The organism is Shinella sp. M27 (assembly GCF_049199905.1).
GTDB lineage: Bacteria > Pseudomonadota > Alphaproteobacteria > Rhizobiales > Rhizobiaceae > Shinella.
In genome coordinates this window covers 99,466-123,508 of record NZ_JBLZPK010000059.1, presented here as the reverse complement: position 1 = coordinate 123,508, position 24,043 = coordinate 99,466, and the positions used below count along the sequence as shown (strand labels likewise).

Genomic DNA, 24,043 nt, shown 5'->3' with positions numbered 1-24,043 from the left:
CTCCCCTCTGGCAGGCGGCGACGTTCTCCTCCAGGCGGCGCCGCCCACGAAACAGCGACTACCGCTCTTCGACGACGACCTTGCGGTAGAGATGCCAGGTGGCATGGCCGAGGATCGGCATGATCACCGCAAGGCCGACGAAGAGCGGGATAGTGCCGACGATCAGCAGTGCCGCGACGATGAGGCCCCAGCAGGCGATCGGCACCGGATTGACGAGCGTCGCACGCAAAGACGTCTCGATGGCCGCGACGGCGCCGATATCCCGGTCGAGCATCAGCGGAAAGGCGATGACGGTCGTCGCGAGCACGATAAGCGCAAAGCAGAAGCCGATGGCATTGCCCGCCAGCATCAGGAGCAGCCCGTTTTCGGAGCTGAAGATGGAGGCGAGGAAAAGCGCCAGCGACCGCGGCGGTTCCGGCCCGAACAGGCTCGTATAGAGCATCTGGGCGAAGACCAGCCAGGCCACGAACAGCACCGTGAGCATGGCACCGACGGCGAGGATGGACGGCAAGGCCGGCGAATGACGCACCTCCAGCGCATGGCGCCAGGACGTGTCCATGCCCCGCTCGCGCCTCCGGCTGATCTCGTAGAGGCCGAGCGCCAAGAACGGCCCGAGCAGCGCAAAACCCGCAATCAGCGGAAAGATCAGCGGCAGCATGTTCGCACCGGAACTCCAGGTGACGAGCACCACGCCCGAAATCGGATAGATAAGGCTCAGGAAAACATAGTGGGACGGTTTGGCGCGGAAATCGTCGAAACCCCGCGCCAGCGCATCCCGAATATCGGACAACCCGATCCGCCGCACGGCGGGCCGTGTCACCATATCACGGGCACCCGCCATCACATGAAAAGTCGTCATGACCATTCCTCCTGCCGGTTTTCAACCGTCACGGCATCCGCGCGTGTGGAGGGCAATCGTCCGCCACCACGGTGGGCCGTGATTGGCATTGAGAACGGGAATCATACACCTGCTGGACCGATTTGTCCCACCCTCTTGACTTCAGCACTTCGTGAACGCACATCCGGGCGCATGAAAGCCTCAGAAGCAGACATCCTCATCGTTCCCGGCCACACCAATTCCGGGCCTGACCATTGGCAGAGCCGCTGGCAGTCCAAGCTCGGCTCGGCGCGCCGTGTCGAGCAGGCGGAGTGGGAAAAGCCGGTGCGGGAAGACTGGGTGCAGCGGATCGTCGATGAAGTCGCGGCGGCCTCAAAGCCCGTTGTGCTGGTTGCGCATTCTCTCGGCGTCGCAGCGGCCATCCATGCCGCGCCGCATCTCGGCAACAAGGTGGCCGGTGCGTTCCTCGTCGCGCCGCCGGATCTCACCAAACCGGATATCGAGCCGGCGCATCTGACGACGTTCGGCCCCTATTCGCGCGAGCCGCTTGCCTTCCCGTCGCTGGTCGTCGCCAGCCGCAACGATCCGTTCGGGGCCTATGAGCATGCCGACGACATCGCCGCGGCCTGGGGTTCGCTGCTGCTCGATGCCGGTGAAGCCGGACATATCAACACCGAGTCCGGCCACGGCCCCTGGCCGGAGGGAACCATGGTGTTCGCGCAATTCCTCAGCAAGCTCAAGCCGCCGGCCTGACGGCCGTCTGCATTTCGCCATTAAGAGGAATTTCATAGAAATCCTGCACGCTGCGACTGTTGAGTTCTTTGCAGGCGCCGCGTTTCATGGCCAAACCACCCGGTTCGACCTCCCTTGCTGTGGAAAAAACGGAACGTGAACCGCTGTATCGTCAGCTTTTCGCGCGGTCCGGCTTCGGCTTCGCGGCACTCGATGCAGAAGGCCGTATCGTCGAGGCGAATGCCACGCTGCTGCGCTCCTTTGCCGTTACCGCGCTCGAAGACCTGCCTCGTTTCGACGCCTGCGTATCCGCCAAGGACCGCTCGATCATCGCCTATGCGATGCGCCCCAAATCAGCCGAACAGGCACCCTGGGAAATCCGCCTCCAAAGGCCTGATGGCACTGAATTCTGGGTTCTCGCCTCCTTCATAGAGCCGCCTGCCCCTCCCGGCGAAGCCACGCCGCCTGCAATGATCGTGCAGACCATCGATATCGACGAACGCAAGCGCAACGCGCTGGAGCTCGCCGAGCGCGAGGCGAGATGGAACCATGCGTTGGAATCCGCCGGGCAAGGCGTCTGGGACCACGATTTCTCCCGCGGCGACCTGTTCTATTCCCGCCAGTGGCGCGCCATCCGCGGCCTGCAGCCGGATGATGCAATCGACAGCTCACTGGAAAGCTGGATCCAGAGCGTACATCCCGACGACCGGGCGCATGTCATCGGCGAGATCAAGAAGCAGGAAACCGGCCAGACGCCCGTTAGCGTCTTTTCCTATCGCGAACGGCATAAGGAAGGCCATTGGGTCTGGATCGAAAGCCGCGGCGCCGTCGTGGAATATGGTCCGGACGGCAAGCCGAGCCGCATCGCCGGCACCGATACCGATATTACCGAGCGCAAGGAGGCCGAAGAACGCCTCGCCCAGATGTCGCGCCGCCTCGAACTGGCGCTCGACGTCTCGCGCATCGGTGTCTTCGAGGTCAATCTCAAGACCAGCGAAGTCCAGTGGGACGACCGCATGGTCGAGATATACGGCCTGACGGAAGAGCCTAATGCCACGACCTGGGAACGCGCGCTGCACCCCCTGGATCAGCGCAAGGCCACCACCAAGGTGCAGGACGGGGTCTTCAACGGCAAGGATTTCGCCAACGAATTTCGTATCATCAGAGGTGACGGCGAAATCCGCCACCTGCGCGGCCGTTCCGCGCCCTATGTCGATACGACCGGTGTGCCCCGCCTCATCGGTGCCAACTGGGATGTGACCGACGACGTCGAGCTGCAGGAAGAGCTGACGCACGCGAAGGAACTGGCAGAGGCCCGCGCAGGCGAACTCGAAAGTGCCAAGGCACGCATCGAATATACCGCCCTGCATGATCACCTGACCGGCCTGCCGAACCGCCGCTATCTCGACGCCACCATCGAGGACGCCGCCAGGCAGGCGCAGCAGACCGGCAGCCGCCTCGCCGTGCTGCATATCGACCTCGACCGCTTCAAGGAAATCAACGACACGCTCGGCCATCTCGCCGGCGACCAGATGTTGATCCATGCCGCAGGAGTTCTCCGCGAACTGAAAGGCGATGGCGACTTCGTTGCGCGTATCGGCGGAGACGAGTTCGTCTTCCTTTCCTCCGGCCCGAACGGACGCAATCTGGCTGTGCTCGCCGAGGCGATCGTCGAGGCGATGCGCAAGCCCGTGACCTTCAACGGCCATATCTGCCGGTTCGGCGCCTCCGTCGGCATTGCCAGCCAGTCGGGTGCGGCGATCGACGCCAAGCAGCTGCTCGTCAATGCCGACCTCGCTCTCTACCGCGCCAAGAACCGCGGCCGCAGCCGGCACGAATTCTTCACCAGCGACTTCCAGGCGCAGATCATCGTCAACAAGCAGACGGCCGACGAAATCCTCTCCGGCATCGAGCAGAGCCGCTTCCTGCCCTATTACCAGCCGCAATTCTGCGCCCGCACGCTCGACATCATCGGCGTCGAGACCCTGGCACGCTGGGATCATCCGACGCGCGGCATCCTCGCACCCGACACCTTCCTGAAGATCGCCGAGGATCTCGACTGCGTCGCCACGATCGACCGAATCGTGCTTGAAAAATCGCTCGCGGACTTTGCCGAGTGGCAGTCGCTCGGACTGGGCATCGGCAAGATCTCGGCGAATGTCTCCTCCAAGCGCCTGCATGACCCTGAACTGGGGCGCTCGCTGCGCACGCTTGATATCAAGCCGCAATCGCTGTCCTTCGAACTCCTGGAATCCATCTTCCTCGACGATTGCGACCGCACCGTGCTGGAAAACCTCGCGGAGATGCGCAAGCTCGGTATCGATATCGAAATCGACGATTTCGGCACCGGCCATGCGTCCATCGTCAGCCTGATGAAGCTCAGCCCACGCCGGCTGAAGATCGACCGCCAGCTCGTCAAGCCGGTGAGCCGCTCGCCGGGCCAGCGCAAGCTGGTCGGCACGATCGTCGAGATCGGCCGCTCCCTCAACATCGAGGTCGTGGCCGAAGGCGTCGAGACGCCGGCCCATGTCGCCATCATGCGCGATCTCGGCTGCGACATTTTGCAGGGCTATGCCCTTGCCCGGCCCATGCCGGCACAGGCAATTCCCGATTTCGTGCGGCGCGAGGAGTGGCGGCTCGAGGCGGGCAATGTGCGCGACCTGCAGAACGAAGTCCGCCGCGCCGTCAACCGCTGATACACAACGCAACAAAAAAGCCGCCCGGCAGAACCGGACGGCGTTTCAAGCGAATATGATATGGCGCGATTACTTGGCTTCGAGCTGCGAGATCGCAACGGCGAGAAGCTCGATCATCTGAACGCGGATCTCATCTTCGCTGCGGGCAACGCCGCCGGCGTCGAGATCGGCCTTCACCTTGCGCACGACGTCTTCATGGCCGACTTCTTCGAAATCAGCGGCAACGACGTCCTTGGCGTAGGCGTCCGCTTCGTCGCCGGTCTTGCCGAGCAGGCCTGCAGCCCACAGGCCGACCAGCTTGTTGCGGCGTGCTTCGGCCCTGAAGCGCAGTTCCTCGTCCAGCGCGAACTTGGCCTCGAAGGCCTTTTCCCGATCCTGCATGCTGGTCATCTATGACTCCCGTAGATTCTTTCACCCTTTAGGCTTCCACGCCCATAAATCAAAACGACGGCAAAAGTGCAATGCGAACTTTCGTCCCCGCTGAAACTTGCCGGAACGCCGGAAAACGGGGGATCGGGCATCGCGGCGATTGTTAAACTGTGGCATTTCGTTTAAGGGAGCGCAAACGAACGACACCTGCGCGAGCCCAAGCGCGCCAACAACAGAGAAAAATCATGAACCGTCGCCGCCGTATTTACGAGGGCAAGGGCAAGATCCTTTATGAGGGCCCTGAGCCGGGCACGCTGATCCAGTTCTTCAAGGATGATGCGACCGCCTTCAACAAGAAGAAGCACGATGTCATCGACGGCAAGGGTGTGCTCAACAACCGGATTTCCGAGTACCTGTTCACGCAGCTGAACAAAATGGGCATTCCGACCCACTTCATCCGCCGCCTGAACATGCGCGAGCAGCTGATCAAGGAAGTCGAGATCATTCCGCTCGAGGTCGTCGTGCGCAACGTCGCCGCCGGCTCGCTCTCCAAGCGCCTCGGCATCGAGGAAGGCACGGTGCTGCCACGCTCGATCATCGAATTCTACTTCAAGGCCGATGCGCTCGAAGACCCGATGGTCTCCGAAGAGCACATCACGGCCTTCGGCTGGGCAAGCCCGCAGGAACTCGACGACATCATGGCGCTCGCCATCCGCGTCAACGACTTCCTGTCCGGCCTGTTCCTCGGCGTCGGCATCCAGCTCGTCGATTTCAAGATCGAATGTGGCCGCCTCTTCGAAGGCGACATGATGCGCATCATCATCGCCGACGAGATCTCGCCCGACAGCTGCCGCCTGTGGGACATCGCCACGCAGGAAAAGATGGACAAGGACCGCTTCCGCCGCGATCTCGGCGGGCTTCTCGAAGCCTATCAGGAAGTCGCCCGCCGTCTCGGCATCATCAACGAGAACGAGCCCCCGCGCGGCACCGGCCCGGTTCTGGTCAAGTAATAGGCGCCTGCCCGGCGCTTCGGATTTTGGTTTGAAGAGGAAGACATGATCAAGGCACGCGTAACGGTCACGCTCAAGAACGGCGTTCTCGACCCGCAGGGCAAGGCCATCGAAGGCGCGCTCGGCAGCCTCGGTTTCGACGGCGTTAGCGGCATTCGCCAGGGCAAGGTTTTCGATCTCGAACTCGCCACGGCCGACCGCGCCAAGGCCGAAGCCGACCTCAAGGCCATGTGCGAGAAGCTGCTGGCCAACACGGTAATCGAGAACTATACTATCGCCCTCGCCTGACGGTTGAGGGAGATAGACAATGGCAGATGTCACGAACGAACTGCTGTACGAGGTGCTGAAAAGCATCCATGCCCGAATGGACAAATTGGACATAGGGCTTTCCGATCTTCGCAGTGAGATGATCACGACGCGAGGAGCGATCGTTACAGTTCAGCAGGATGTTCACCACATCTATTCGCGCCTGGCCAACATGGACCAGCGTCTCGACCATATCGAAAAACGCCTCGAACTGCGTGAACTCGCCGAGGCCCAGGCAAGGTTTGAACCACACCCATGAAGTCCGCCGTCGTCCAGCTCCCCGGCCTCAACCGTGACCGCGACATGATCGCGGCGCTGACCAAGATTTCCGGCACCGCGCCGGTCACCGTCTGGCAGACGGAAACGGACCTGCCGGATGTCGACCTCATCGTCATCCCCGGCGGCTTCTCCTATGGCGACTATCTGCGCTGCGGCGCCATTGCCGCCCGCATGCCCGTCATGCAGGCGATCAAGGCGAAGGCCGAAGCCGGCGTGAAGGTTCTGGGCGTGTGCAACGGCTTCCAGATCCTGCTCGAAGCGGGCCTGCTGCCGGGCGCGCTGATGCGCAATGCCTCGCTGAAATTCGTCTGCCGCGAAGTGAAGCTCGAAGTGGCGAATGCCGAAACGGACTTCACCCGCGCCTATGACAAGGGCCAGATCATCCGCTGCCCCGTCGCCCACCATGACGGCAACTTCTTTGCCGATGCTGAGACGCTGGCTACGATCGAAGGCAACGGCCAGGTCGTTTTCCGTTACGCAGAAGGCACGAACCCGAACGGCTCGATCAACGACATTGCCGGCGTGATGAACGCCAAGGGCAATGTGCTTGGCCTGATGCCGCACCCGGAAAATCTCATCGAGGCCGCCCATGGCGGTTCCGACGGCCGCGCGCTCTTCGCGTCGGTGCTCGACGTAATCGCTGCTTAACCCGCCGTTGCTATCAAGGGCGCATGTCCATACCCGAAAGGCTTTCCATGCGCCCTCGTCTCTCCGCCAAGCTCCTCCTGCCGCTCGTTGCCGCTGCGGCTCTGGCTGCTTGCCAGACGAAGACGCCGCCGCCGAAGGTGGGTGGCGCTGCACTGCCGACCATGGAGCGCGTCGCGCTCGGCGCCAACAGCTGCTGGTTCAAATCGGGTGACCCGGCCTTCAAGGCCTATCGCCTCGCACCGGAGCTGAATTCCTTCTCCGGTCGGCCGCGCATTCTCGTGGTCCACCGCAATTCGCCGGAATCGCGTCCGCTGCTCGTCGTGCAGGCGGAAGGCAGTCCGGCCAAGCTCGACGCCTTCGGTCCCCTGATGGCCGAACCGGTCGGCGCGCGCATCGCGACCGATGTCCAGCGCTGGGCAGCCGGCGGCAAGGGCTGCTGAGCAGCCCTCAATCCCAATAGAACGATTTGCCGATTTCGCGCTGCGCGTCGCTGCGGGTGATGCCGATGTCGCGCAACTGCTCTTCCGTCATTTCGACAAGCGCGTGGCGCGTGCGGCGCTTGACCCACCATGCCCGCACGCCGAGCGATGAGCGATAGAGCAATCCGCGAATGGAAGCGGGGCGCTTAAATTCGCCCTCGATGAAGATTGTATCAATTGCCATGGAACTTTCTCCTGACATGCCACTGGGAGCGTGACAATCGGTGCATTCAGGAGATAATTGACTTCAAGAACGGTGCAATATAAGAATTGCCACCATGACAAATTGGCTTCCCAATCTTCAGGCCTCCGACGGCCCGCTCTATGTTCGCATCGCCGACCAGATCGAGCAGGCCATCAATACCGGCATGCTCGCCTCCGGCAGCAAATTGCCCCCGCAACGCAACCTCGCCTACGATATCGGTGTGACGATCGGCACGGTCAGCCGCGCCTACAGCATGGTGCGCGAGCGCGGGCTCGTCAGTGGCGAGGTCGGGCGCGGAACCTATGTCCTGGGCTCTCCCGACAATGACGATGCGGCCACGGGCATCGACCCGGTGAGTGCCCGTCTCGTCGGCACCCGCGCCGCCAATGCACCGCCCGGCAAGCTGCGCTTCGATACGACGGCGGCCACGGATGTGGGACAATCGGCCATTGTCACCGATATCCTCTCGGCCATCTGTCGCGAACAGCCGAACGAGATTTCAAGCTATACCCGGAATTTTCCGGCGCACTGGCTGGAGGCCGGCCGCCAATGGCTGAAGCGCGGTGACTGGCAGCCGGCGCAGGAAAGCATCGTCCCGACGCTCGGGGCGCATGCCGCCGTCATTGCCGCCGTGTCGGTCATCACATCGCCGGGAGACCGCATCGTCTTCGAGCATGTCACCTATTCGCAGGTCAGCCGTGGCACTGCGCTGCTCGGCCGGCAGACCGCACTGGTCGATTCGGATGCTTACGGCGTCATCCCCGAGGATTTCGAGCGGGTCTGCGTGCAGCAGCACCCCAAGCTCGCCTTCCTGATGTCCGGCGCCCAGAACCCGACGCTCGTCACCATGCCGGAAGAGCGCCGCCGGGCGATTGCCGCCATCGCCAAGCGGCACAATGTCTTCCTCGTGGAGGACAATCTCTATGGCGCGACGGCGAACAACGATATTCCTCTGCTGGCCGAAATCGCACCCGAGCGCACCTTCCTCGTCGGCGGCCTGTCGAAGAGTGTCGCGGCCGGCGTGCGAGGCGGCTGGATCGCCTGCCCGCCGCATCTGGCGCAGCGCGTGCGCATCGCCCACAAGATGGTGAGCGGCGGCCTGCCCTTCCTGCTCGCCGAGCTTGCCGCCCGCCTCGTCCTGTCAGGCATGGCCGATGCCATCCGCGCAAAAGTCTCCGAAGAGGTCGGCATCCGCGAAGCCCATGCGCGAAAAATCTTCGAAGGGCTGGATTTCAACTCGCATCCGCGTGTGCCCTTCCTCTGGCTGAAACTGCCGGATCCCTGGCTGTCGGGTACGTTCCGGCAAGCGGCCTTCGCCGAAGACATCCTCATCGACGACGAGGACGAGTTCAAAGCCGGGCGCTCGGAAAAGACCTTTCATCGCGTGCGCATCGGCCTCTCCTCGCCGGCAGACCGCGAAGAGGTCGCCGGCGGCCTGATGCGGCTGCGCCGGCTCTTGGAAAACGCACCGACGGGCTATGACAGCCCGGCCTGAAAGCCGCGTTCTCTTGTGTTTGAGGGTCATTTTCCTGTCGCGCGACAAGTCGGCTTGGGTTAAAGAGACGGCAATCCTGCCCTCCACGACAAGACGAGCGACGATGACCATTTCGAACACCCGCCCGATCACCCCGGAGCTGATTGCCGCCCACGGGCTGAAGCCGGATGAATACGACCGCATCCTCTCGCTGATCGGCCGCGAGCCGACCTTCACCGAACTCGGCATCTTCTCGGCCATGTGGAACGAGCACTGCTCGTACAAGTCCTCCAAGCGCTGGCTGCGCACGCTGCCAACCAAGGGGCCGCGCGTCATCCAGGGACCGGGCGAAAATGCCGGCGTGGTGGATATCGATGACGGCGACTGCGTCGTCTTCAAGATGGAGAGCCACAACCACCCGTCCTATATCGAGCCCTATCAGGGTGCGGCGACGGGCGTCGGCGGCATCCTGCGCGACGTCTTCACCATGGGTGCCCGCCCGGTCGCGGCAATGAACGCGCTGCGCTTCGGTGAACCGAGCCATCCGAAGACCCGCCACCTCGTCTCGGGCGTCGTTGCCGGTGTCGGTGGCTACGGCAATTCCTTCGGCGTGCCGACCGTCGGCGGCGAGGTCGAGTTTGACCCGCGCTACAACGGCAACATTCTCGTCAACGCCTTTGCCGCCGGCCTGGCCAAGTCCAACGCCATCTTCCTATCGGAAGCCAAGGGCGTCGGCCTGCCGGTCGTCTATCTCGGCGCTAAGACCGGCCGTGACGGCGTGGGTGGCGCGACCATGGCCTCGGCCGAATTCGACGAGTCGATCGAAGAGAAGCGCCCGACCGTGCAGGTCGGCGACCCCTTCACCGAAAAGTGCCTGCTGGAAGCCTGCCTGGAACTGATGCAGACCGGCGCCGTCATCGCCATCCAGGACATGGGTGCCGCCGGCCTCACCTGCTCGGCCGTCGAAATGGGCGCCAAGGGCGACCTCGGCATCGAACTGAACCTCGACCTCGTGCCTGTCCGCGAAGAACAGATGACGGCTTACGAGATGATGCTGTCGGAAAGCCAGGAGCGCATGCTCATGGTTCTCGAGCCCGCCAAGGAAGAAGTCGCCAAGGCGATCTTCATCAAGTGGGGTCTCGCATTCGCCATCGTCGGCACCACGACGGACGACCTGCGCTTCCGCATCCTGCACCAGGGCGAGGAAGTCGCGAACCTGCCGATCAAGGAACTGGGTGACGAAGCCCCGGAATACGACCGCCCGTGGCGCGAGCCGGGCAAGCCCGCACCGTTGCCGGCCAATCTGGTGGAAGAGCCCGCCAATTATGGCGAGGCCGTGCTGAAGCTCGTCGGTTCGCCGAACCAGTCGAGCCGCCGCTGGGTCTATGAGCAGTATGACACGCTGATCCAGGGCAATTCCCTGCAGATCCCCGGCGGCGATGCCGGCGTCGTGCGCGTCGAAGGTCACACCTCCAAGGCACTCGCCTTCTCCTCCGACGTCACCCCGCGTTATGTCGAGGCCGATCCGTTCGAAGGCGGCAAGCAGGCCGTCGCCGAATGCTGGCGCAACATCACCGCGACCGGCGCCGAGCCGCTCGCCTCCACCGACAACCTGAACTTCGGCAACCCGGAAAAGCCCGAGATCATGGGCCAGTTCGTCAAGGCCATCCAGGGCATCGGCGAAGCCTGCCGCGCGCTCGATTTCCCGATCGTTTCCGGCAATGTCTCGCTCTACAACGAGACGAACGGCATCGCGATCCTGCCGACCCCGACCATTGCCGGCGTCGGCCTGCTGCCCGACTGGTCCGTCATGGCCAAGATCGGCGGCGCCAACGACGGCGACCACCTGATCCTCATCGGCACCGACGGCAGCCATCTCGGGCAGTCCGTCTATTTGCGCGACGTCGTCGGCAAGATCGACGGCCCTGCTCCGGAAGTCGACCTGCATGCCGAACGCCGCAACGGCGATTTCGTGCGCTCGGCCATCCGCAACGGCCAGGTCACCGCCTGCCACGACATTTCCTCGGGTGGCCTCGCCATCGCACTCGCCGAAATGGTCATGGCCTCCGGCAAGGGCGCCAAGGTCGATCTCTCCGAGGCGCACGGCCCGGCGCATGCGCTGCTCTTCGGTGAAGACCAGGCCCGCTATGTGCTCGCGGTTCCGGCCGATCTCGCCAACTTCGTCTCAGCCAATGCGGAAGGTGCGGGCATCCCGTTCCGCCGTCTGGGCACGGTCGTCGGTGATGCGCTGGCCGTGGATGGCCTGTTCTCGCTGCCGATTGAGCAATTGCGCAGCACCCATGAATCGTGGTTCCCTGATTTCATGGATGGCAACGGCACCGCCGCTGCCGCCGCAGAATAAATAAGGGAGCAGTTTCATGGCCATGTCACCCGGCGATATCGAAGACCTCATCAAATCCGGCATTCCCGGAGCGAAGGTGGTCATCCGCGATCTCGCCGGCGACGGCGACCATTATGCAGCCGAGGTCGTCGCGGAAGCCTTCCGCGGCAAGACCCGCGTGCAGCAGCACCAGATGGTCTACGACGCATTGAAGGGCAATATGGGCGGCGTTCTGCACGCCCTTGCCCTCCAGACTTCCATTCCGGACTGATCCGTCATGGCGGGCCTTCTCGATGAACTCGTTTCCGGCGTGGTCGACGCAGCCCTGAAAGAGGTGCTGAAGAAGACCGGCGTGCGCAAGACCGCGACCACCAAGCGCACGCGCCGCAAGACGACAACGCGCAAGAAGGCCTCCGGCGGCATCCTCGGCGATATCCTGGAGGCCGCGCTGAAGCCGGCCCGCAAACAGACGAGCCGCCGACGTACGGCGGCCAGTCGCTCCCGCCAGCGCAGCCGCTGATCCGGCCATGCGTCTCGCCGTCCTCTCGCTTGGCATCTCCCTTGTTGCTTTGCCCGCGGCAGCGCAGGAGGTCGAGTGCCATTCCAGCGACAGCTACCGCGTCGCCGTGAAAGCCTATGGCGAAGAGCCGGGCGCGCAGATCGCCGTGACGGCCATCGAGCCGGGCACGACGTCGGCTTGCCGTTTTGACCCGGATGAAGCGGACGACGTCATCGGTGAACCCGGCGAGCCCCTGTGGTTCTATGCGCTGGAAGGCAATATCCTCGTGCTGAGCCGCTCGACCGGCCCGCAGGGCGATGTCGTCGTGCACGATCTGGACGAGGGTACGGTGCTGCTCGATGCGCCCTCCGATGCCTTCGAGGTTCGCGACGGCCAGCTCGTCTTCTGGGAGCGCACGGTCGAGGGGACGCCCGACACCTGCCCCGGCTTCACCGAGTTTCAAGCAAACGGTTTCGGCACGGTCATCACGGTCGAGAAGACCCTCGATTTTGCCGATGGCAGTGTGACATCCACCGGCGCGAGCCGCTGCGACGGCACGCAATAGGCGCGGCAGCCGCGCAACACCCCCAACTTGCTAAGGCAGCCCCTGCCATTTTTTCCTGAGGGCCTTCTGGCATTTGTCACCCGAGGTTGTTATTTAGGGCGCATGGTTCATCGCATCGGCCCTTGAAGCCGATTTGCTAGGGAATACGACTATGAGCGGCATCCACGATTTCATCGCCAACGAAGTGAAGACCAACGACGTCGTCCTGTTCCTCAAGGGCACGCCGGAATTTCCGCAGTGTGGCTTCTCCGGTCAGGTCGTGCAGATCCTTGATTACGTGGGTGTGGACTACAAGGGCATCAACGTGCTCGCCGATGCCGACATCCGCCAGGGCATCAAGGACTATTCCAACTGGCCGACCATCCCGCAGCTTTATGTGAAGGGTGAATTCATCGGCGGTTGCGACATCGTGCGTGAAATGTTCCAGTCGGGCGAGTTGCAGTCTCACCTTCAGGAACAGGGTATTTCGATCAAGGGCGCTGCCTGACGCTTCACGGTCTTCCGGCCGGCAAGCTTTTCAAAGGCGCCGCACCCCAGCGGCGCCTTATCTCTTTTATGGAATGAATTGATATGTCTGGACTTTCCCTCGAATCTTCCCAGCGCCTCAAAGGCATGGGCAAGATAGAATTCATTGCGCTCATGGCGTTCCTGATGGCGCTCAATGCGCTCGCCATCGACATCATGCTGCCCGGCCTCCAGCAGATCGGCGCCAGCCTCGGCGTCGAAAACGAGAACCATCGGCAATATGTCATCTCGGCCTATCTGATCGGCTTCGCCTTCGCGCAGCTGCTCTACGGTCCGATCTCAGACCGCTTCGGCCGTCGCTTGCCGATGTTCGTCGGCTTGGGCATCTACGTCGTCTCGTCGCTGGCGGCGATCTTCGTGCCGAGCTTTGCCGCCTTGCTGGCGCTGCGTTTCATCCAGGGCATCGGCTCGGCGGCGATGCGCGTCATCACCGTCTCGATCGTCCGCGACATTTTTGGCGGGCGCGCAATGGCAGAGGTGATGTCGCTGATCATGATGGTCTTCATGGTCATTCCCGTCATGGCGCCGAGCATTGGTCAGGTCGTCATGCTGTTCGGCAACTGGCACCTGATCTTCGCCTTCATGGCCGTCGTTGCGATGATCGTCTGGGCCTGGATGTATATCCGCCTGCCGGAAACGCTGCATGAGGACGACGTGCGTCCTTTCACGGTGCGTTCGGTCCTTGGCGGCTTCCGCATCGTTCTCACGGACCGCGTGGCGCTGTGCTACACGCTGGCGAGCACGTTCATCTTCGGCGCGCTGTTCGGCTTTATCAACTCCGCGCAGCAGATTTATGTCGGCATCTACGGCCTCGGCGTCTGGTTCCCCGTCGCCTTCGCCGCCGTCGCCGCCTTCATGGCGCTGTCGTCCTTCGTCAACGCCAAGCTGGTCGGCCGGTTTGGCATGCGCAAGCTGTCGCACGGCGCCCTCGTGGGCTTCCTGACGGTCAACACGCTATGGCTTGCCCTCACGCTGGTCTGGCCGGGTCACGTGCCCTTCCCGATCTTCATCGTGCTCTTCGCGCTGGCGATGTTCCAGTTCGGCTGGATCGGCTCGAACTTCAACTCGCTCGCCATGGAGCCGCTCGGCCATGTCGCCGGCACCGCCTCCTCCGTGCTCGGCTTCATGGGCACGGCCGGCGGCACGGTGATCGGCGCGATCATCGGGCAGTCCTTCAACGGCACGGCGCTGCCGCTCGTCACCGGCTTCTTCACGCTCTCGATCATCGGCCTGATCTTCGTGCTGATCGCCGAGCGCGGAAAGCTGTTCCAGGCCCATAACAAGCCGGTTTAAGGAAACGACCACTCCTCTGTCATCCGCGGGCTTGCCACGAGCATGACGGAGAGATTTTTAGACAAAAAAAGACCCGGCTGCTGATGCAGCCGGGTCTTTTGCTTTAGGAATAGAGCCTCAATCGACGAAGACTTCCCGGCGCAACAATTCCCAGGTGTCCTTGTCCGCCGCCACCAGCAGGCCGCCTTCCGTGTGGTGGGGCTGGTACGCCGAGCCATCGAAGCGGGCGGCATAGGCACCGGCTTCCTGGGCGATCAGCGTACCGGCCAGGTGATCCCAAGGCATCAGCTTGTTGTACATGAGATAATGCAGGTGGCCGCCGGCGAAGGTGCGATATTCGTGCGCGGCGCAACGGTAGTTCGAGACGAAGGCCACCTTGGCGAGGTTCGACAGGATGCGCGCACGGCGATCGCGGTCGAGGAAGCTAGTGGAGGCCATGCCGGTCAGGTCTTCAAGGGCGGCACCGCCGCGGGCCTTCAGCCGCACGGCCGGGCGGTGATCGCCGGTCTGCCAGGCGCCGGAGCCCTTTTCGGCCATGACAAAATCATCGCCCATCGGGTCGTAGATGATGCCGCCGACGGTTTCACCGCCGGAGACGATCGCCGCCATCACGCCAAAGAGCGGTACGCCGGAGGCGAAATTGAAGGTGCCGTCGATGGGATCGACGACGATAGCGGTTTCGGCATTGCCTAGCTTCGACAGAAGCGCCGGGTCGGCCGCGACCGATTCCTCGCCGACGAACAGCACGCCCGGAAACTGCGCGGCCACCTCCCGCTTGATGAAGCGTTCCGCCGCCTCGTCGGCGACCGTCACAAGATCGTTCGCGTCGGCCTTGGTGTGGACGTCGCCTTTGGCGAGCGCCCGGAAGCGCGGGCGGATTTCTGTCTCGGCGGCCTGTGCAAGCACAAGCGCCAGGGCATTGATGTCAATCGTCATTGCTTTTTACCGTTTCGAGGGAGGAGAAATCGAAAAGCTTGGGATCGAGAAGATGCGAGGGATTGGTGTGGCCGAGCGCGCGCAGCATGGCGTCCTTGCGGCCGGGCATGCGCGTTTCGATATCCGCCAGCATCGCCTTCATCGCGTTGCGCTGAAGGCCGTCCTGCGAACCGCAGAGATCACAGGGGATGATCGGGAACTGCATGGCCGTCGCGAATTTCGCCAGATCGTCCTCAGCCGCATAGGCGAGCGGACGCAGCACCATGAGATCGCCTTCGTCATTCAAAAGTTTTGGGGGCATGGCGGCAAGCCGCCCGCCGTGGAAGAAATTCATGAAGAAGGTTTCGAGGATATCCTCGCGATGGTGCCCCAGCACCAGCGCATCGCAGCCCTCCTCCCGGGCCACGCGATAAAGATTGCCGCGGCGCAGCCGCGAGCACAGCGAGCAATAGGTCGCCCCCGTCGGCACCTTCTCCTTCACGATGGAATAGGTGTCGCGGTATTCGATGCGGTGTTGGATGCCGATCGATTTCAAATATTCCGGCAGGATATGTTTTGGAAAATTTGGCTGCCCCTGGTCGAGATTGCAGGCGATCAGCTCCACCGGCAGCAGGCCGCGCCATTGCAGGTCCATCAGCAGCGCGAGGAGGCCGTAGCTGTCCTTGCCGCCGGAGAGACCGACGAGCCAGCGCTTCTGACCCTTAAGCATGGCAAAATCGTCCATTGCCTGACGGACCTGCCGCAGCAGGCGCTTGCGCAGCTTGTTGAAAGAGACGCTGGACGGCGCATCCGCAAAAAGCGGATGACGGCCTTCGTCCGGTGTTTCGTCGTCGGGGTCAGCGAATGCCAGGGTCATAGGTGCCGTCATGGGTTTGCAATGCCCCGAACCGGCGGCACAATCAAGCCCCGAAGACCGACCAGCCGGTGCGCGCCGCCAGCATTTCCAACGCCAGCGAGCCGATGAGCGAATTGCCGTTGTCGTTGAGACCGGGCGACCAGACGGCAACGGACGCCTTTCCGGGTGCCACGGCCAGAATTCCGCCGCCGACGCCGCTCTTGCCGGGCAGGCCGACACGATAGGCGAAATCGCCCGAGCCGTCATAATGGCCGCAGGTCAGCATCAGTGCATTTATACGCCGCGCCCGAAGATGCGAGACGACGCGGTGGCCTGTCAGCGGATTGGTGCCGCTGTTGGCGAGGAACAGACCTGCCTTGGCAAGCTGCCGGCAGCTCATGGCCAGCGCGCATTGGTGGAAATAAACGCCGAGCACCAGTTCAGCCGCATGGTCGAGCTTGCCAAACGAGCGCATGAAATTGGCGAGCGCATAGTTGCGGAAGCCCGTCGCCTGTTCCGAACGCGCCACCGATTGGTCGATGATGATATCCTCTTCATCCGCGAGATACCGCAGGAAGCGCACGATCTCGCCGATCGCTTCCTTCGGCGTGTGGCCGGCCAGCACAAGATCGGTGATGGCGATAGCGCCGGCATTGATGAAGGGATTGCGCGGGATGCCGCCTTCCTGTTCCAGCTGGACGATGGAGTTGAAGGCCGAGCCGGAGGGTTCGCGACCGACGCGCTTCCAGATCGATTCGCCGTGTTTGCCGAGCGCCAGCGTCAGCGTAAAAACCTTGGAGATGCTCTGGATGGAGAAGGGTTCCTCGGCATCGCCGACAAGATGCACATCGCCATCGACCGTCACCACGGCCATACCGAATTTTTGGGGATCCACATGGGCAAGCTGGGGAATGTAGTTCGCCACCTTGCCCTCGCCGCGCCGTGGCGACAGCGTGGCGTGGATGTCCTCAATGATGGCCTGCAAATCCGTCATGCGATTTTCCCCAAAGAAAAAGCCGCCAATTTCTTGGCGGCTTTTCCGGATTAAGCAAGGTGTCGACCGCGAATTAACGCGAGTAGAATTCGACGACCAGGTGCGGTTCCATGACAACGGCGTAAGGCACGTCGGACAGAACCGGGATGCGAACGAAGGTCGCAACCATCTTGTTGTGATCGACTTCGATGTAGTCCGGAACGTCGCGTTCAGCCAGCGAGACGGATTCGAGAACCGTGACGAGCTGCTTGGACTTTTCCTTGACTTCGATGACGTCGCCCGGCTTGCAACGGTAGGAACCGATGTTGACGCGGACGCCGTTGACCTTGACGTGGCCGTGGTTGACGAACTGACGGGCAGCGAAGACCGTCGGAACGAACTTGGCGCGGTAGACGATCGCGTCCAGACGCGATTCGAGCAGGCCGATCAGGTTTTCCGGGGTGTCGCCCTTGCGGCGTTCGGCTTCAGCGAAGATCGCGCGGAACTGCTTCTCGCGGATATCGCCATAGTAGCCCTTCAGCTTCTGCTTGGCGCGGAGCTGAACACCGAAGTCCGAAAGCTTGGACTTGCGGCGCTGGCCGTGCTGGCCCGGGCCGTATTCGCGGCGGTTGACCGGGGACTTCGGACGACCCCAGATGTTTTCGCCCATACGGCGGTCGATTTTGTACTTGGATGCAGCGCGCTTGCTCATCGCATTTCCTCTAAGTCTTGTTATGGCCTGCCCGTTGCCGGACTGGCTCAAGGAAACACGCCCTCCTCTGAACCTTTCGGGTTCCGACAGGCTTCTCACGATCGCGACCGGAGAATCCACGGGACATGTCAAATGAAACACCGGACATTTCTGCCCGGCGCTGGCGGGGTCATTAGGCGAGTTTTACAGAACTGTCAACGAACAAAGCCCGGAAAATCCGCCTATTCCGCCGCATCGCGGTGGGAATCGCCAAGGTCCGGCCCATTGGCGTCGCCCGGCAGGGTCTCGCAGCCAAGATCCGGGAAGGCGACAATGCGATGGCCGGCGAGATCGCTGTGCACGACGACCAGGCCCTGCTCCTCGAAATAGCCGAGCAGACGCCGCGCCCGGCGGGCCGAATGCGTGCCGTAGGCGCGCGCAATGCGGGCGTCCGACGGGCAGGCAAGCCCGCGTACTGCCGTCTGGGCAACCAGCAGGAACACGCCCTGCAAGTCCTCGGTGACATTGCGCGACAGTTCGAGCGCCCTGCCCCAGATCTCGGTGGCCGCCGTCTCGGCATCGACGCCGGAGCGCGCCACTGCCATCTTGCGGCGGAAGGCCGGCAGCGAGAGCGGTGCGCCGGGCACACGCCGAATGCGGCAACGCACGAGAAAATCCTGGAATAGCTCGGCATCGGCGCGGAAGGCCGCTTCCGGATTGCTGAGGATTTCTGCGAGGGCCTGATCGAGCAGGCTTTCGCGTTCTTCGGCGGATATCTCTGGCGCAGGTGCCTTGGTTTCGGTCTGGACCGGTTCTGGGCGTGCGCGAGACAATTCGGCAAGGATATCCGTCGTCGGGCGCGGCGCGGGCGGCGCGCGGCGCACCAGCGGGCGGGTAAACTCTTCGGGATCGGGCGTGAAGATCAGGTCCTCGACATCCTGCGGCGCATCCGGCAGCGGCATCAGCTTGGGGCTGGTCGAGCGCGCGGAGGTTTCCACCGCGCCGATGGTCACAGGCAGCGGGCGACGCGAAAGTGCTGGGCCGAGCGCCACGAAGGAGCCGCGTGGCAGGTCGCGGAACATTTCCGCCTGCCGGCGATCAAGGCCGAGCAGATCGGCGGCGCGCGCCATGTCGATATCGAGGAAGGTGCGGCCCATCAGGAAGTTCGAGGCCTCGGCCGCGACGTTCTTGGCAAGCTTGGCAAGGCGTTGCGTGGCGATGACGCCGGCAAGCCCGCGTTTACGGCCACGGCACATAAGATTGGTCATAGCGCCAAGCGAAAGTTTTCTTGCCTCCTCGGAGACTTCACCGCTGACGGCGGGCGCAAAGAGCTGCGCCTCGTCGACCACGACGAGCACCGGATACCAGTAATCCCGGTCCGCATCGAACATGGCGTTGAGAAAAATGCCGGCTGCGCGCATCTGCTCGTCGGCCTCGAGGCCTTCGAGCGAGAGCACGCAGGACACGCGGTGCTGGCGGATACGGGTCGCGATGCCGACCAGTTCGGCTTCCGTGCGCTGGCCATCGACCACCACATGGCCGAAGCGATCGGACAGCGTGACGAAGTCGCCCTCGGGGTCGATGATGACCTGCTGCACCCAAGGTGCCGACTGTTCGAGCAGGCGGCGCAGAAGATGCGACTTGCCCGAGCCCGAATTGCCCTGCACCAGCAGGCGCGTTGCCAAGAGTTCCTCGATATCGAGCTTGGCCGGTGCGCCGCCCTGCACCGTTCCCATGTCGATGCCGACCTTCATCCCGTTCCTCGTTCCTGAAATATGCGATTCGCCCGGCCGCCACCGGACATCCGGCAAGCCCTAACACGAAACGGACCGCCGTCACGCGTGGCTTTTGAAAAACCCACAGGGAAAGCCACGTCAGACGACGCGCAACCCAAAACCCTGCATCAGGCGCCGTGTCGAAAAGTCCGGCTTTCCCGAGGTAAAGACGGCGATGTCTTCGCCCGGTGCCAGCGTTTCCAGCGGCGGCACGAGGCGGCGGGCCTGGCGGGCGATGGCTTCGGCGGGGTCGAGCCAGTCGACGGGCCACGGCGCGAGCTTGCGGAAGAGATTCGCGACGAAGGGATAATGCGTGCAGGCGAGCACGACGATATCGGTCTTGCGGCCCATCTCGTCGACGAAGCACGGAATGATTTCGGCGCGCACGGCCTCGTCGGACAGCGTTTCGCCACGGATATAGGCTTCGGCCATGCGGGCGAGGTTTTCCGAGCCGACGAGGCGCACGTCGCATTGCGTGGCGAAGGACTGGATGAGATCGCGCGTATAGGCGCGCTTGACCGTGCCGGGGGTGGCGAGCACCGAGACGAGGCCGGAGCGGGTGCGCTCGGCGGCGGGTTTGATGGCCGGCACGGTGCCGACGAATTGCATATGCGGGAATGCGGCGCGCAGATCGCTGCCGACGAGCGTGAAGGCCGTGTTGCAGGCGATCACGCAGATTTCCGGGTCGTGCCCGTTCAGGAGTTTTCCGAAGAGTTCGATGATATGCGTCTTCAGCGCCGGCTCTTCCCAGCCGCCATAGGGAAAGCCCGCATCATCGGCGACATAGATGAAATGCCGCTCCGGCATCAGCACGCGGGCCTCGCGCAGCACGGTGAGGCCACCGATGCCGCTGTCGAACATGAGGATAGGCTTGGCGCTATTCGTCAAGGTCACGGGGCTCTTTCGGCCGGCGGTTGCGGGTTCGGTTGGGGTTGGTCACGCCGCGCGGCGATTCCCGCGTGAAGCGATCGAGGCAGGAAATGATGCCGCGCAAGACCTGGATCTCCGTGCCGGTGAAGGAGGGACGCGTGAGGATGGCGCGCAGGTTCTCCACCAGTTTGGGCTTTTTTTCGGCAGGCCGGAAATAACCGCGCGCATCGAGCGTCTCTTCCACATGATCGAAGAGGCCCTGCAGCTCCTCCTTCTTGGCCGGGCGCTGCGGCAGCGCATCGAAGGGCGTGTCCTCGACGGAGGCCAAGCCACTCTTCATCCACTCGTAGCTCATCAGGAGCACGGCCTGGGCAAGGTTCAGCGAGGCGAAGGCGGGATTGACCGGGAAGGTCACCAACTCGTCGGCCAGCGCGATCTCCTCATTGGTCAGGCCCGTGCGTTCGCGACCGAAGAGGATCCCGGTCTTTTCGCCCGCCCGGAAACGCACGCGCAGATCGTCCGCAGCCACGACCGGCGAGCGGACTTCCTTGTAGCCGTAGCGGTCGCGCGCCGTCGTCGCATAGACGAATTCGAGATCGGCGACGGCTTCCTCCAGCGAAGCATAGACCTTCGCCGCCTCGATGACGTGATCGGCCTTGCTGGCCGCGGAGATCGCCTTCTCGCTCGGCCAGCCGTCGCGCGGATTGACGAGGCGCAGTTCGGCCAGGCCGAAATTCGCCATGGCACGGGCGACCATGCCGATATTTTCGCCCAGTTGCGGATGAACGAGGATGATCGCCGGTCCTTCGGCGATCATCGTGCGTTCGCTGTTCGTGCCTGCCATGCCAAGTCTTCCCTAGAAAGTTGGCGCCTCACTGGCATAAACGGCCGGCAATGAAAAGCATCGGCTGCTATTCGGCGCTTTCGGGGGCTTCTGCATTGCCGCCATTGGCACCGGCTTCGGCGATCTCCACCATTTCTTTCTTGAGCGATGCGCCGTCCTCGAAGCTCGGGCGCTCGATATCGTCGATGACGGTGTGGCCGTCCTCTTCGATTATCTTGAAGACCAGCGTCTCCGGCTTCCAGTCGGCCGCGCGCTCGCCGAAACAATGGCTGTTGTCGAAGGTCACGGTCACGTCTTCCGCGCCATTGGCCGGCTGGCTTTCGGTGGTCTTCACGTCCTTCAGCGCGCAGCCATCCTGGCCGCCGATGATCGGGTCGTAATCGAAGGGCGAACCGCCATCGTCATAGGCCGGAAATTTCGCCGCCGCACGGTACTTCGTGACGAAATCCTTGCTGTAGAGGCGCTTCAGAAAGTCCTCGCTGAAATAGTCGACATAGTCGGGCGGCGTGTCGCTGTCGGTGCCCATGTCCTGCCAGTTGTTGGTCGCAGCCGACATGATTTCCGTGACAGGCGCCTTGAAGTCGGCGGCGTGCACGGCAACGGGAAAGAGGACGGCGAGCGCCACGAGACCGAAACGCGACATGATATTCTCCATTGGATGGCGGCGACCCGGACGGGCACCGCGAGCGAACCTTCCTGAAACGGAATTCGGGCAAAAGTTATTCCGTGCTGCAAGGAAAATAAACCGCCTCATTCCTTCGTTGGCTTTGCCTTCCGGGTCTCGGATGCTATAGGGCCAATCGGTTCTTTTGAAGTCCACGATCCGGGGCGTTCCGCCCCTACAAGCACGAGGCTCCCCATGGCAAAGATCAAGGTCGCCAACCCCGTCGTCGAGCTCGACGGCGACGAGATGACGCGCATCATCTGGCAGTTCATCAAGGACAAACTGATCCATCCCTACCTGGACGTGGACCTCGAATATTACGACCTCGGCATGGAAAACCGCGACGCCACCGACGACCAGGTGACGATCGATGCGGCCAACGCCATCAAGAAGCACGGCGTCGGCGTCAAGTGCGCCACGATCACGCCGGACGAAGCCCGCGTCGAGGAATTCAAGCTGAAGAAGATGTGGAAGTCGCCGAACGGCACGATCCGCAACATCCTCGGCGGCGTCATCTTCCGCGAGCCGATTATCTGCAAGAACGTGCCGCGCCTCGTTCCGGGCTGGACCAAGCCGATCATCGTCGGCCGCCACGCCTTCGGCGACCAGTACCGCGCCACCGACTTCAAGTTCCCCGGCAAGGGCAAGCTGACGATGAAGTTCGTCGGCGAAGACGGCAAGGAAATCGAATACGACGTGTTCGATGCCCCCTCCGCCGGTGTCGCCATGGGCATGTACAACCTCGACGATTCGATCACCGAATTCGCCCGAGCGTCGTTCAACTACGGCCTGCAGCGCAAGGTGCCGGTCTATCTCTCGACCAAGAACACCATCCTCAAGGTCTATGACGGCCGCTTCAAGGACATCTTCCAGCAGGTGTTCGACGCGGAATTCGCCGACAAGTTCAAGGAAGCCAAGATCTGGTACGAACATCGCCTGATCGACGACATGGTCGCCTCGGCGCTGAAATGGTCCGGTGGCTATGTCTGGGCCTGCAAGAACTATGACGGCGACGTGCAGTCCGACATCGTGGCCCAGGGTTTCGGCTCGCTCGGCCTGATGACCTCGGTTCTGATGACGCCTGACGGAAAGACCGTCGAAGCCGAGGCCGCGCACGGCACGGTGACCCGCCACTATCGCCAGCACCAGAAGGGCGAGGAAACCTCGACCAACTCGATCGCCTCGATCTTCGCCTGGACGCGTGGCCTCGCCCACCGCGCCAAGCTCGACGGCAATGCGGAACTGGCAAAATTCTCCGAAACGCTGGAACGCGTCTGCGTCGACACGGTCGAATCCGGCTTCATGACCAAGGACCTCGCGCTCCTCATCGGTCCCGACCAGCCGTGGCTCTCCACGACGGGCTTCCTCGACAAAATCGATGAGAACCTGCGCAAGGCCATGGCGGCCTGAGCCTGAGAAGACCGAGAAAGCCCGGCCATCGCGTCGGGCTTTTTCTTTTGGGCAGGCTTGTGACCGCCCCGCCACGCCCTATTCTCCCCCTCGCCATTCGAGGAGGACACCATGGCCGACGAGCTCGTTTTCTACAGCAACCCGATGTCGCGCGGGCGCATCGCCCGCTGGATGCTGGAAGAGGTCGGCGCGCCCTACCGCACGGAATGGCTGACCTATGAAGGCTCGATGAAGGCGCCGGACTATCTTGCGGTCAATCCGATGGGCAAGGTGCCGGCCATCCGCCACGGCAAGGTCGTGGTGACGGAAGCCGCCGCCATCTGCGCCTACATGGCCGACGCCTTCCCCGAAGCCGGCCTTGCCCCGCCGACAAGCCAGCGCGCCGACTATTACCGCTGGATGTTTTTCGCCGCCGGCCCGCTGGAAATGGCCGTCTCGCTGAAAGGCTTCGGCATCGCCGTTCCGAAGGAGCGCGAACGCAGCATCGGCTGCGGCAGCTATGAATCGGTGCTGGACGCGCTGTCTTATGCCGTCGGCCGCACGTCCTACATCGCCGGCGACACCTTCTCCGCCGCCGATGTCTATGTCGGCTCGCATATAAGCTGGGGCCTGCAATTCGGCACCCTTGAGGCGCGGCCGGAGTACCAGGCCTATTGGGACCGCCTGAAGGACCGCCCCGCCTATCTGAAGGCAAAGGCGATCGATGATGAGGAAATGCACCGGCAGCTTGCGGCGGCGAAAGCCAGCTAAGAAGGCGCAACTGCCTCGCCAACCTCTCCTTCGTTA

Annotated in this window: 27 protein-coding genes; 16 read left to right on the top strand and 11 right to left on the bottom strand. The window is 62.9% G+C overall.

Annotated elements, in window-relative coordinates; genetic code table 11:
• Nucleotides 1-58: 58 nt before the first annotated feature.
• Nucleotides 59-859: a DUF2189 domain-containing protein gene (locus tag ACOZK4_RS21495; protein WP_421593698.1), complete on the bottom strand. Its 801-nt coding sequence runs from the start codon at nt 857-859 to the stop codon at nt 59-61.
• Nucleotides 860-1,030: 171 nt separating this feature from the next.
• Between ACOZK4_RS21495 and ACOZK4_RS21490 the strand changes: the two genes are divergently transcribed.
• Together ACOZK4_RS21490 and ACOZK4_RS21485 are read left to right on the top strand one after the other, a co-directional pair.
• Nucleotides 1,031-1,591, top strand: a complete 561-nt coding sequence (locus ACOZK4_RS21490; protein WP_313528764.1) for an alpha/beta hydrolase — start codon at nt 1,031-1,033, stop codon at nt 1,589-1,591.
• 86 nt (nt 1,592-1,677) lie between these two features.
• Nucleotides 1,678-4,266, top strand: coding sequence for a sensor domain-containing protein (locus ACOZK4_RS21485; RefSeq protein ID WP_421593697.1), 2,589 nt, complete (start codon nt 1,678-1,680; stop codon nt 4,264-4,266).
• Between the two features lie 69 nt (nt 4,267-4,335).
• Here ACOZK4_RS21485 and ACOZK4_RS21480 read toward each other — a convergent pair whose 3' ends face one another.
• The gene (locus ACOZK4_RS21480; RefSeq protein WP_313528768.1) at nt 4,336-4,656 is read right to left on the bottom strand and encodes a DUF1476 domain-containing protein; all 321 of its coding nucleotides are present in this window, start codon (nt 4,654-4,656) and stop codon (nt 4,336-4,338) included.
• A gap of 224 nt (nt 4,657-4,880) precedes the next feature.
• Between ACOZK4_RS21480 and purC the strand changes: the two genes are divergently transcribed.
• From purC to ACOZK4_RS21455, 5 genes are read left to right on the top strand one after another with little or no spacing between them, the layout of a single operon-like run.
• Nucleotides 4,881-5,645, top strand: coding sequence for a phosphoribosylaminoimidazolesuccinocarboxamide synthase (gene purC / locus ACOZK4_RS21475; RefSeq protein WP_313528771.1), 765 nt, complete (start codon nt 4,881-4,883; stop codon nt 5,643-5,645).
• Nucleotides 5,646-5,690: 45 nt separating this feature from the next.
• Entirely contained in the window at nt 5,691-5,933 is a 243-nt protein-coding gene (purS, locus tag ACOZK4_RS21470; RefSeq protein WP_421593696.1) for a phosphoribosylformylglycinamidine synthase subunit PurS, read from the top strand.
• A gap of 19 nt (nt 5,934-5,952) precedes the next feature.
• Entirely contained in the window at nt 5,953-6,210 is a 258-nt protein-coding gene (locus ACOZK4_RS21465) for a hypothetical protein (protein WP_421593695.1), read from the top strand.
• Nucleotides 6,207-6,878: a phosphoribosylformylglycinamidine synthase subunit PurQ gene (gene purQ, locus ACOZK4_RS21460; protein WP_421593693.1), complete on the top strand. Its 672-nt coding sequence runs from the start codon at nt 6,207-6,209 to the stop codon at nt 6,876-6,878. Before ACOZK4_RS21465 ends, purQ begins: the two co-directional genes overlap by 4 nt.
• Before the next feature lie 47 nt (nt 6,879-6,925).
• Complete coding sequence (locus ACOZK4_RS21455) at nt 6,926-7,318, top strand: hypothetical protein (protein WP_421593795.1); 393 nt, start codon at nt 6,926-6,928, stop codon at nt 7,316-7,318.
• Between the two features lie 7 nt (nt 7,319-7,325).
• On the opposite strand, the gene ACOZK4_RS21450 is transcribed toward ACOZK4_RS21455, so the two are convergent.
• The gene (locus tag ACOZK4_RS21450) at nt 7,326-7,541 is read right to left on the bottom strand and encodes a DUF1127 domain-containing protein (protein ID WP_421593692.1); all 216 of its coding nucleotides are present in this window, start codon (nt 7,539-7,541) and stop codon (nt 7,326-7,328) included.
• Between the two features lie 94 nt (nt 7,542-7,635).
• Here ACOZK4_RS21450 and ACOZK4_RS21445 point away from each other — a divergent pair, with 94 nt between their 5' ends.
• From ACOZK4_RS21445 to ACOZK4_RS21415, 7 genes are all read left to right on the top strand, one after another.
• The gene (locus ACOZK4_RS21445) at nt 7,636-9,057 is read left to right on the top strand and encodes a PLP-dependent aminotransferase family protein (RefSeq protein WP_421593690.1); all 1,422 of its coding nucleotides are present in this window, start codon (nt 7,636-7,638) and stop codon (nt 9,055-9,057) included.
• A gap of 103 nt (nt 9,058-9,160) precedes the next feature.
• On the top strand, nt 9,161-11,398 hold the full coding sequence (gene purL, locus ACOZK4_RS21440) for a phosphoribosylformylglycinamidine synthase subunit PurL (RefSeq protein WP_421593689.1): 2,238 nt from the start codon (nt 9,161-9,163) through the stop codon (nt 11,396-11,398).
• A 16-nt stretch (nt 11,399-11,414) separates the two neighbouring features.
• Nucleotides 11,415-11,648: a BolA/IbaG family iron-sulfur metabolism protein gene (locus ACOZK4_RS21435; protein WP_117366205.1), complete on the top strand. Its 234-nt coding sequence runs from the start codon at nt 11,415-11,417 to the stop codon at nt 11,646-11,648.
• 6 nt (nt 11,649-11,654) lie between these two features.
• Nucleotides 11,655-11,897, top strand: coding sequence for a hypothetical protein (locus tag ACOZK4_RS21430; protein ID WP_421593688.1), 243 nt, complete (start codon nt 11,655-11,657; stop codon nt 11,895-11,897).
• Nucleotides 11,898-11,904: 7 nt separating this feature from the next.
• Nucleotides 11,905-12,441 carry a hypothetical protein gene (locus ACOZK4_RS21425; RefSeq protein ID WP_421593687.1) on the top strand — a complete coding sequence of 179 codons (537 nt, stop codon included), beginning with the start codon at nt 11,905-11,907 and terminating at the stop codon, nt 12,439-12,441.
• A gap of 151 nt (nt 12,442-12,592) precedes the next feature.
• On the top strand, nt 12,593-12,928 hold the full coding sequence (grxD, locus tag ACOZK4_RS21420) for a Grx4 family monothiol glutaredoxin (protein ID WP_257948371.1): 336 nt from the start codon (nt 12,593-12,595) through the stop codon (nt 12,926-12,928).
• Nucleotides 12,929-13,053: 125 nt separating this feature from the next.
• Nucleotides 13,054-14,259 carry a multidrug effflux MFS transporter gene (locus tag ACOZK4_RS21415; RefSeq protein WP_421593793.1) on the top strand — a complete coding sequence of 402 codons (1,206 nt, stop codon included), beginning with the start codon at nt 13,054-13,056 and terminating at the stop codon, nt 14,257-14,259.
• 117 nt (nt 14,260-14,376) lie between these two features.
• Here ACOZK4_RS21415 and ACOZK4_RS21410 read toward each other — a convergent pair whose 3' ends face one another.
• The 8 genes from ACOZK4_RS21410 to ACOZK4_RS21375 all read right to left on the bottom strand — a co-directional run bounded on the left by ACOZK4_RS21410 (nt 14,377) and on the right by ACOZK4_RS21375 (nt 21,826).
• Entirely contained in the window at nt 14,377-15,195 is an 819-nt protein-coding gene (locus tag ACOZK4_RS21410) for an inositol monophosphatase family protein (RefSeq protein WP_421593686.1), read from the bottom strand.
• Nucleotides 15,185-16,051: a tRNA 2-thiocytidine(32) synthetase TtcA gene (gene ttcA / locus ACOZK4_RS21405; RefSeq protein WP_421593685.1), complete on the bottom strand. Its 867-nt coding sequence runs from the start codon at nt 16,049-16,051 to the stop codon at nt 15,185-15,187. Before ttcA ends, ACOZK4_RS21410 begins: the two co-directional genes overlap by 11 nt.
• Before the next feature lie 43 nt (nt 16,052-16,094).
• Nucleotides 16,095-17,024, bottom strand: coding sequence for a glutaminase (locus ACOZK4_RS21400; RefSeq protein WP_421593684.1), 930 nt, complete (start codon nt 17,022-17,024; stop codon nt 16,095-16,097).
• Nucleotides 17,025-17,097: 73 nt separating this feature from the next.
• Nucleotides 17,098-17,715, bottom strand: coding sequence for a 30S ribosomal protein S4 (rpsD, locus tag ACOZK4_RS21395; RefSeq protein WP_117366213.1), 618 nt, complete (start codon nt 17,713-17,715; stop codon nt 17,098-17,100).
• Nucleotides 17,716-17,936: 221 nt separating this feature from the next.
• Nucleotides 17,937-19,448 carry a helicase HerA domain-containing protein gene (locus ACOZK4_RS21390; protein WP_421593683.1) on the bottom strand — a complete coding sequence of 504 codons (1,512 nt, stop codon included), beginning with the start codon at nt 19,446-19,448 and terminating at the stop codon, nt 17,937-17,939.
• A 120-nt stretch (nt 19,449-19,568) separates the two neighbouring features.
• Nucleotides 19,569-20,330 (bottom strand): glutamate racemase, encoded by a 762-nt coding sequence (gene murI, locus ACOZK4_RS21385; protein ID WP_421593791.1) that lies wholly within the window; start codon nt 20,328-20,330, stop codon nt 19,569-19,571.
• Between the two features lie 16 nt (nt 20,331-20,346).
• Nucleotides 20,347-21,183: an RNA methyltransferase gene (locus ACOZK4_RS21380; RefSeq protein WP_421593682.1), complete on the bottom strand. Its 837-nt coding sequence runs from the start codon at nt 21,181-21,183 to the stop codon at nt 20,347-20,349.
• A gap of 67 nt (nt 21,184-21,250) precedes the next feature.
• Nucleotides 21,251-21,826 (bottom strand): hypothetical protein, encoded by a 576-nt coding sequence (locus ACOZK4_RS21375; protein ID WP_421593681.1) that lies wholly within the window; start codon nt 21,824-21,826, stop codon nt 21,251-21,253.
• A gap of 216 nt (nt 21,827-22,042) precedes the next feature.
• Here ACOZK4_RS21375 and ACOZK4_RS21370 point away from each other — a divergent pair, with 216 nt between their 5' ends.
• Nucleotides 22,043-23,257 (top strand): NADP-dependent isocitrate dehydrogenase, encoded by a 1,215-nt coding sequence (locus tag ACOZK4_RS21370; RefSeq protein WP_244759091.1) that lies wholly within the window; start codon nt 22,043-22,045, stop codon nt 23,255-23,257.
• Nucleotides 23,258-23,368: 111 nt separating this feature from the next.
• Nucleotides 23,369-24,007, top strand: a complete 639-nt coding sequence (locus ACOZK4_RS21365) for a glutathione S-transferase family protein (protein WP_421593680.1) — start codon at nt 23,369-23,371, stop codon at nt 24,005-24,007.
• The last annotated feature ends 36 nt before the right edge of the window (nt 24,008-24,043 follow it).

Bases quoted from the DNA above. Each gene is read 5' to 3' on its own strand.
- ACOZK4_RS21495 (WP_421593698.1), bottom strand. From the start codon at position 859: ATGACGACTTTTCATGTGATGGCGGGTGCCCGTGATATGGTGACACGG.
- ACOZK4_RS21490 (WP_313528764.1), top strand. From the start codon at position 1,031: ATGAAAGCCTCAGAAGCAGACATCCTCATCGTTCCCGGCCACACCAAT.
- ACOZK4_RS21485 (WP_421593697.1), top strand. From the start codon at position 1,678: ATGGCCAAACCACCCGGTTCGACCTCCCTTGCTGTGGAAAAAACGGAA.
- ACOZK4_RS21480 (WP_313528768.1), bottom strand. From the start codon at position 4,656: ATGACCAGCATGCAGGATCGGGAAAAGGCCTTCGAGGCCAAGTTCGCG.
- purC (WP_313528771.1), top strand. From the start codon at position 4,881: ATGAACCGTCGCCGCCGTATTTACGAGGGCAAGGGCAAGATCCTTTAT.
- purS (WP_421593696.1), top strand. From the start codon at position 5,691: ATGATCAAGGCACGCGTAACGGTCACGCTCAAGAACGGCGTTCTCGAC.
- ACOZK4_RS21465 (WP_421593695.1), top strand. From the start codon at position 5,953: ATGGCAGATGTCACGAACGAACTGCTGTACGAGGTGCTGAAAAGCATC.
- purQ (WP_421593693.1), top strand. From the start codon at position 6,207: ATGAAGTCCGCCGTCGTCCAGCTCCCCGGCCTCAACCGTGACCGCGAC.
- ACOZK4_RS21455 (WP_421593795.1), top strand. From the start codon at position 6,926: ATGCGCCCTCGTCTCTCCGCCAAGCTCCTCCTGCCGCTCGTTGCCGCT.
- ACOZK4_RS21450 (WP_421593692.1), bottom strand. From the start codon at position 7,541: ATGGCAATTGATACAATCTTCATCGAGGGCGAATTTAAGCGCCCCGCT.
- ACOZK4_RS21445 (WP_421593690.1), top strand. From the start codon at position 7,636: ATGACAAATTGGCTTCCCAATCTTCAGGCCTCCGACGGCCCGCTCTAT.
- purL (WP_421593689.1), top strand. From the start codon at position 9,161: ATGACCATTTCGAACACCCGCCCGATCACCCCGGAGCTGATTGCCGCC.
- ACOZK4_RS21435 (WP_117366205.1), top strand. From the start codon at position 11,415: ATGGCCATGTCACCCGGCGATATCGAAGACCTCATCAAATCCGGCATT.
- ACOZK4_RS21430 (WP_421593688.1), top strand. From the start codon at position 11,655: ATGGCGGGCCTTCTCGATGAACTCGTTTCCGGCGTGGTCGACGCAGCC.
- ACOZK4_RS21425 (WP_421593687.1), top strand. From the start codon at position 11,905: ATGCGTCTCGCCGTCCTCTCGCTTGGCATCTCCCTTGTTGCTTTGCCC.
- grxD (WP_257948371.1), top strand. From the start codon at position 12,593: ATGAGCGGCATCCACGATTTCATCGCCAACGAAGTGAAGACCAACGAC.
- ACOZK4_RS21415 (WP_421593793.1), top strand. From the start codon at position 13,054: ATGGGCAAGATAGAATTCATTGCGCTCATGGCGTTCCTGATGGCGCTC.
- ACOZK4_RS21410 (WP_421593686.1), bottom strand. From the start codon at position 15,195: ATGACGATTGACATCAATGCCCTGGCGCTTGTGCTTGCACAGGCCGCC.
- ttcA (WP_421593685.1), bottom strand. From the start codon at position 16,051: ATGACCCTGGCATTCGCTGACCCCGACGACGAAACACCGGACGAAGGC.
- ACOZK4_RS21400 (WP_421593684.1), bottom strand. From the start codon at position 17,024: ATGACGGATTTGCAGGCCATCATTGAGGACATCCACGCCACGCTGTCG.
- rpsD (WP_117366213.1), bottom strand. From the start codon at position 17,715: ATGAGCAAGCGCGCTGCATCCAAGTACAAAATCGACCGCCGTATGGGC.
- ACOZK4_RS21390 (WP_421593683.1), bottom strand. From the start codon at position 19,448: ATGAAGGTCGGCATCGACATGGGAACGGTGCAGGGCGGCGCACCGGCC.
- murI (WP_421593791.1), bottom strand. From the start codon at position 20,330: ATGTTCGACAGCGGCATCGGTGGCCTCACCGTGCTGCGCGAGGCCCGC.
- ACOZK4_RS21380 (WP_421593682.1), bottom strand. From the start codon at position 21,183: ATGGCAGGCACGAACAGCGAACGCACGATGATCGCCGAAGGACCGGCG.
- ACOZK4_RS21375 (WP_421593681.1), bottom strand. From the start codon at position 21,826: ATGTCGCGTTTCGGTCTCGTGGCGCTCGCCGTCCTCTTTCCCGTTGCC.
- ACOZK4_RS21370 (WP_244759091.1), top strand. From the start codon at position 22,043: ATGGCAAAGATCAAGGTCGCCAACCCCGTCGTCGAGCTCGACGGCGAC.
- ACOZK4_RS21365 (WP_421593680.1), top strand. From the start codon at position 23,369: ATGGCCGACGAGCTCGTTTTCTACAGCAACCCGATGTCGCGCGGGCGC.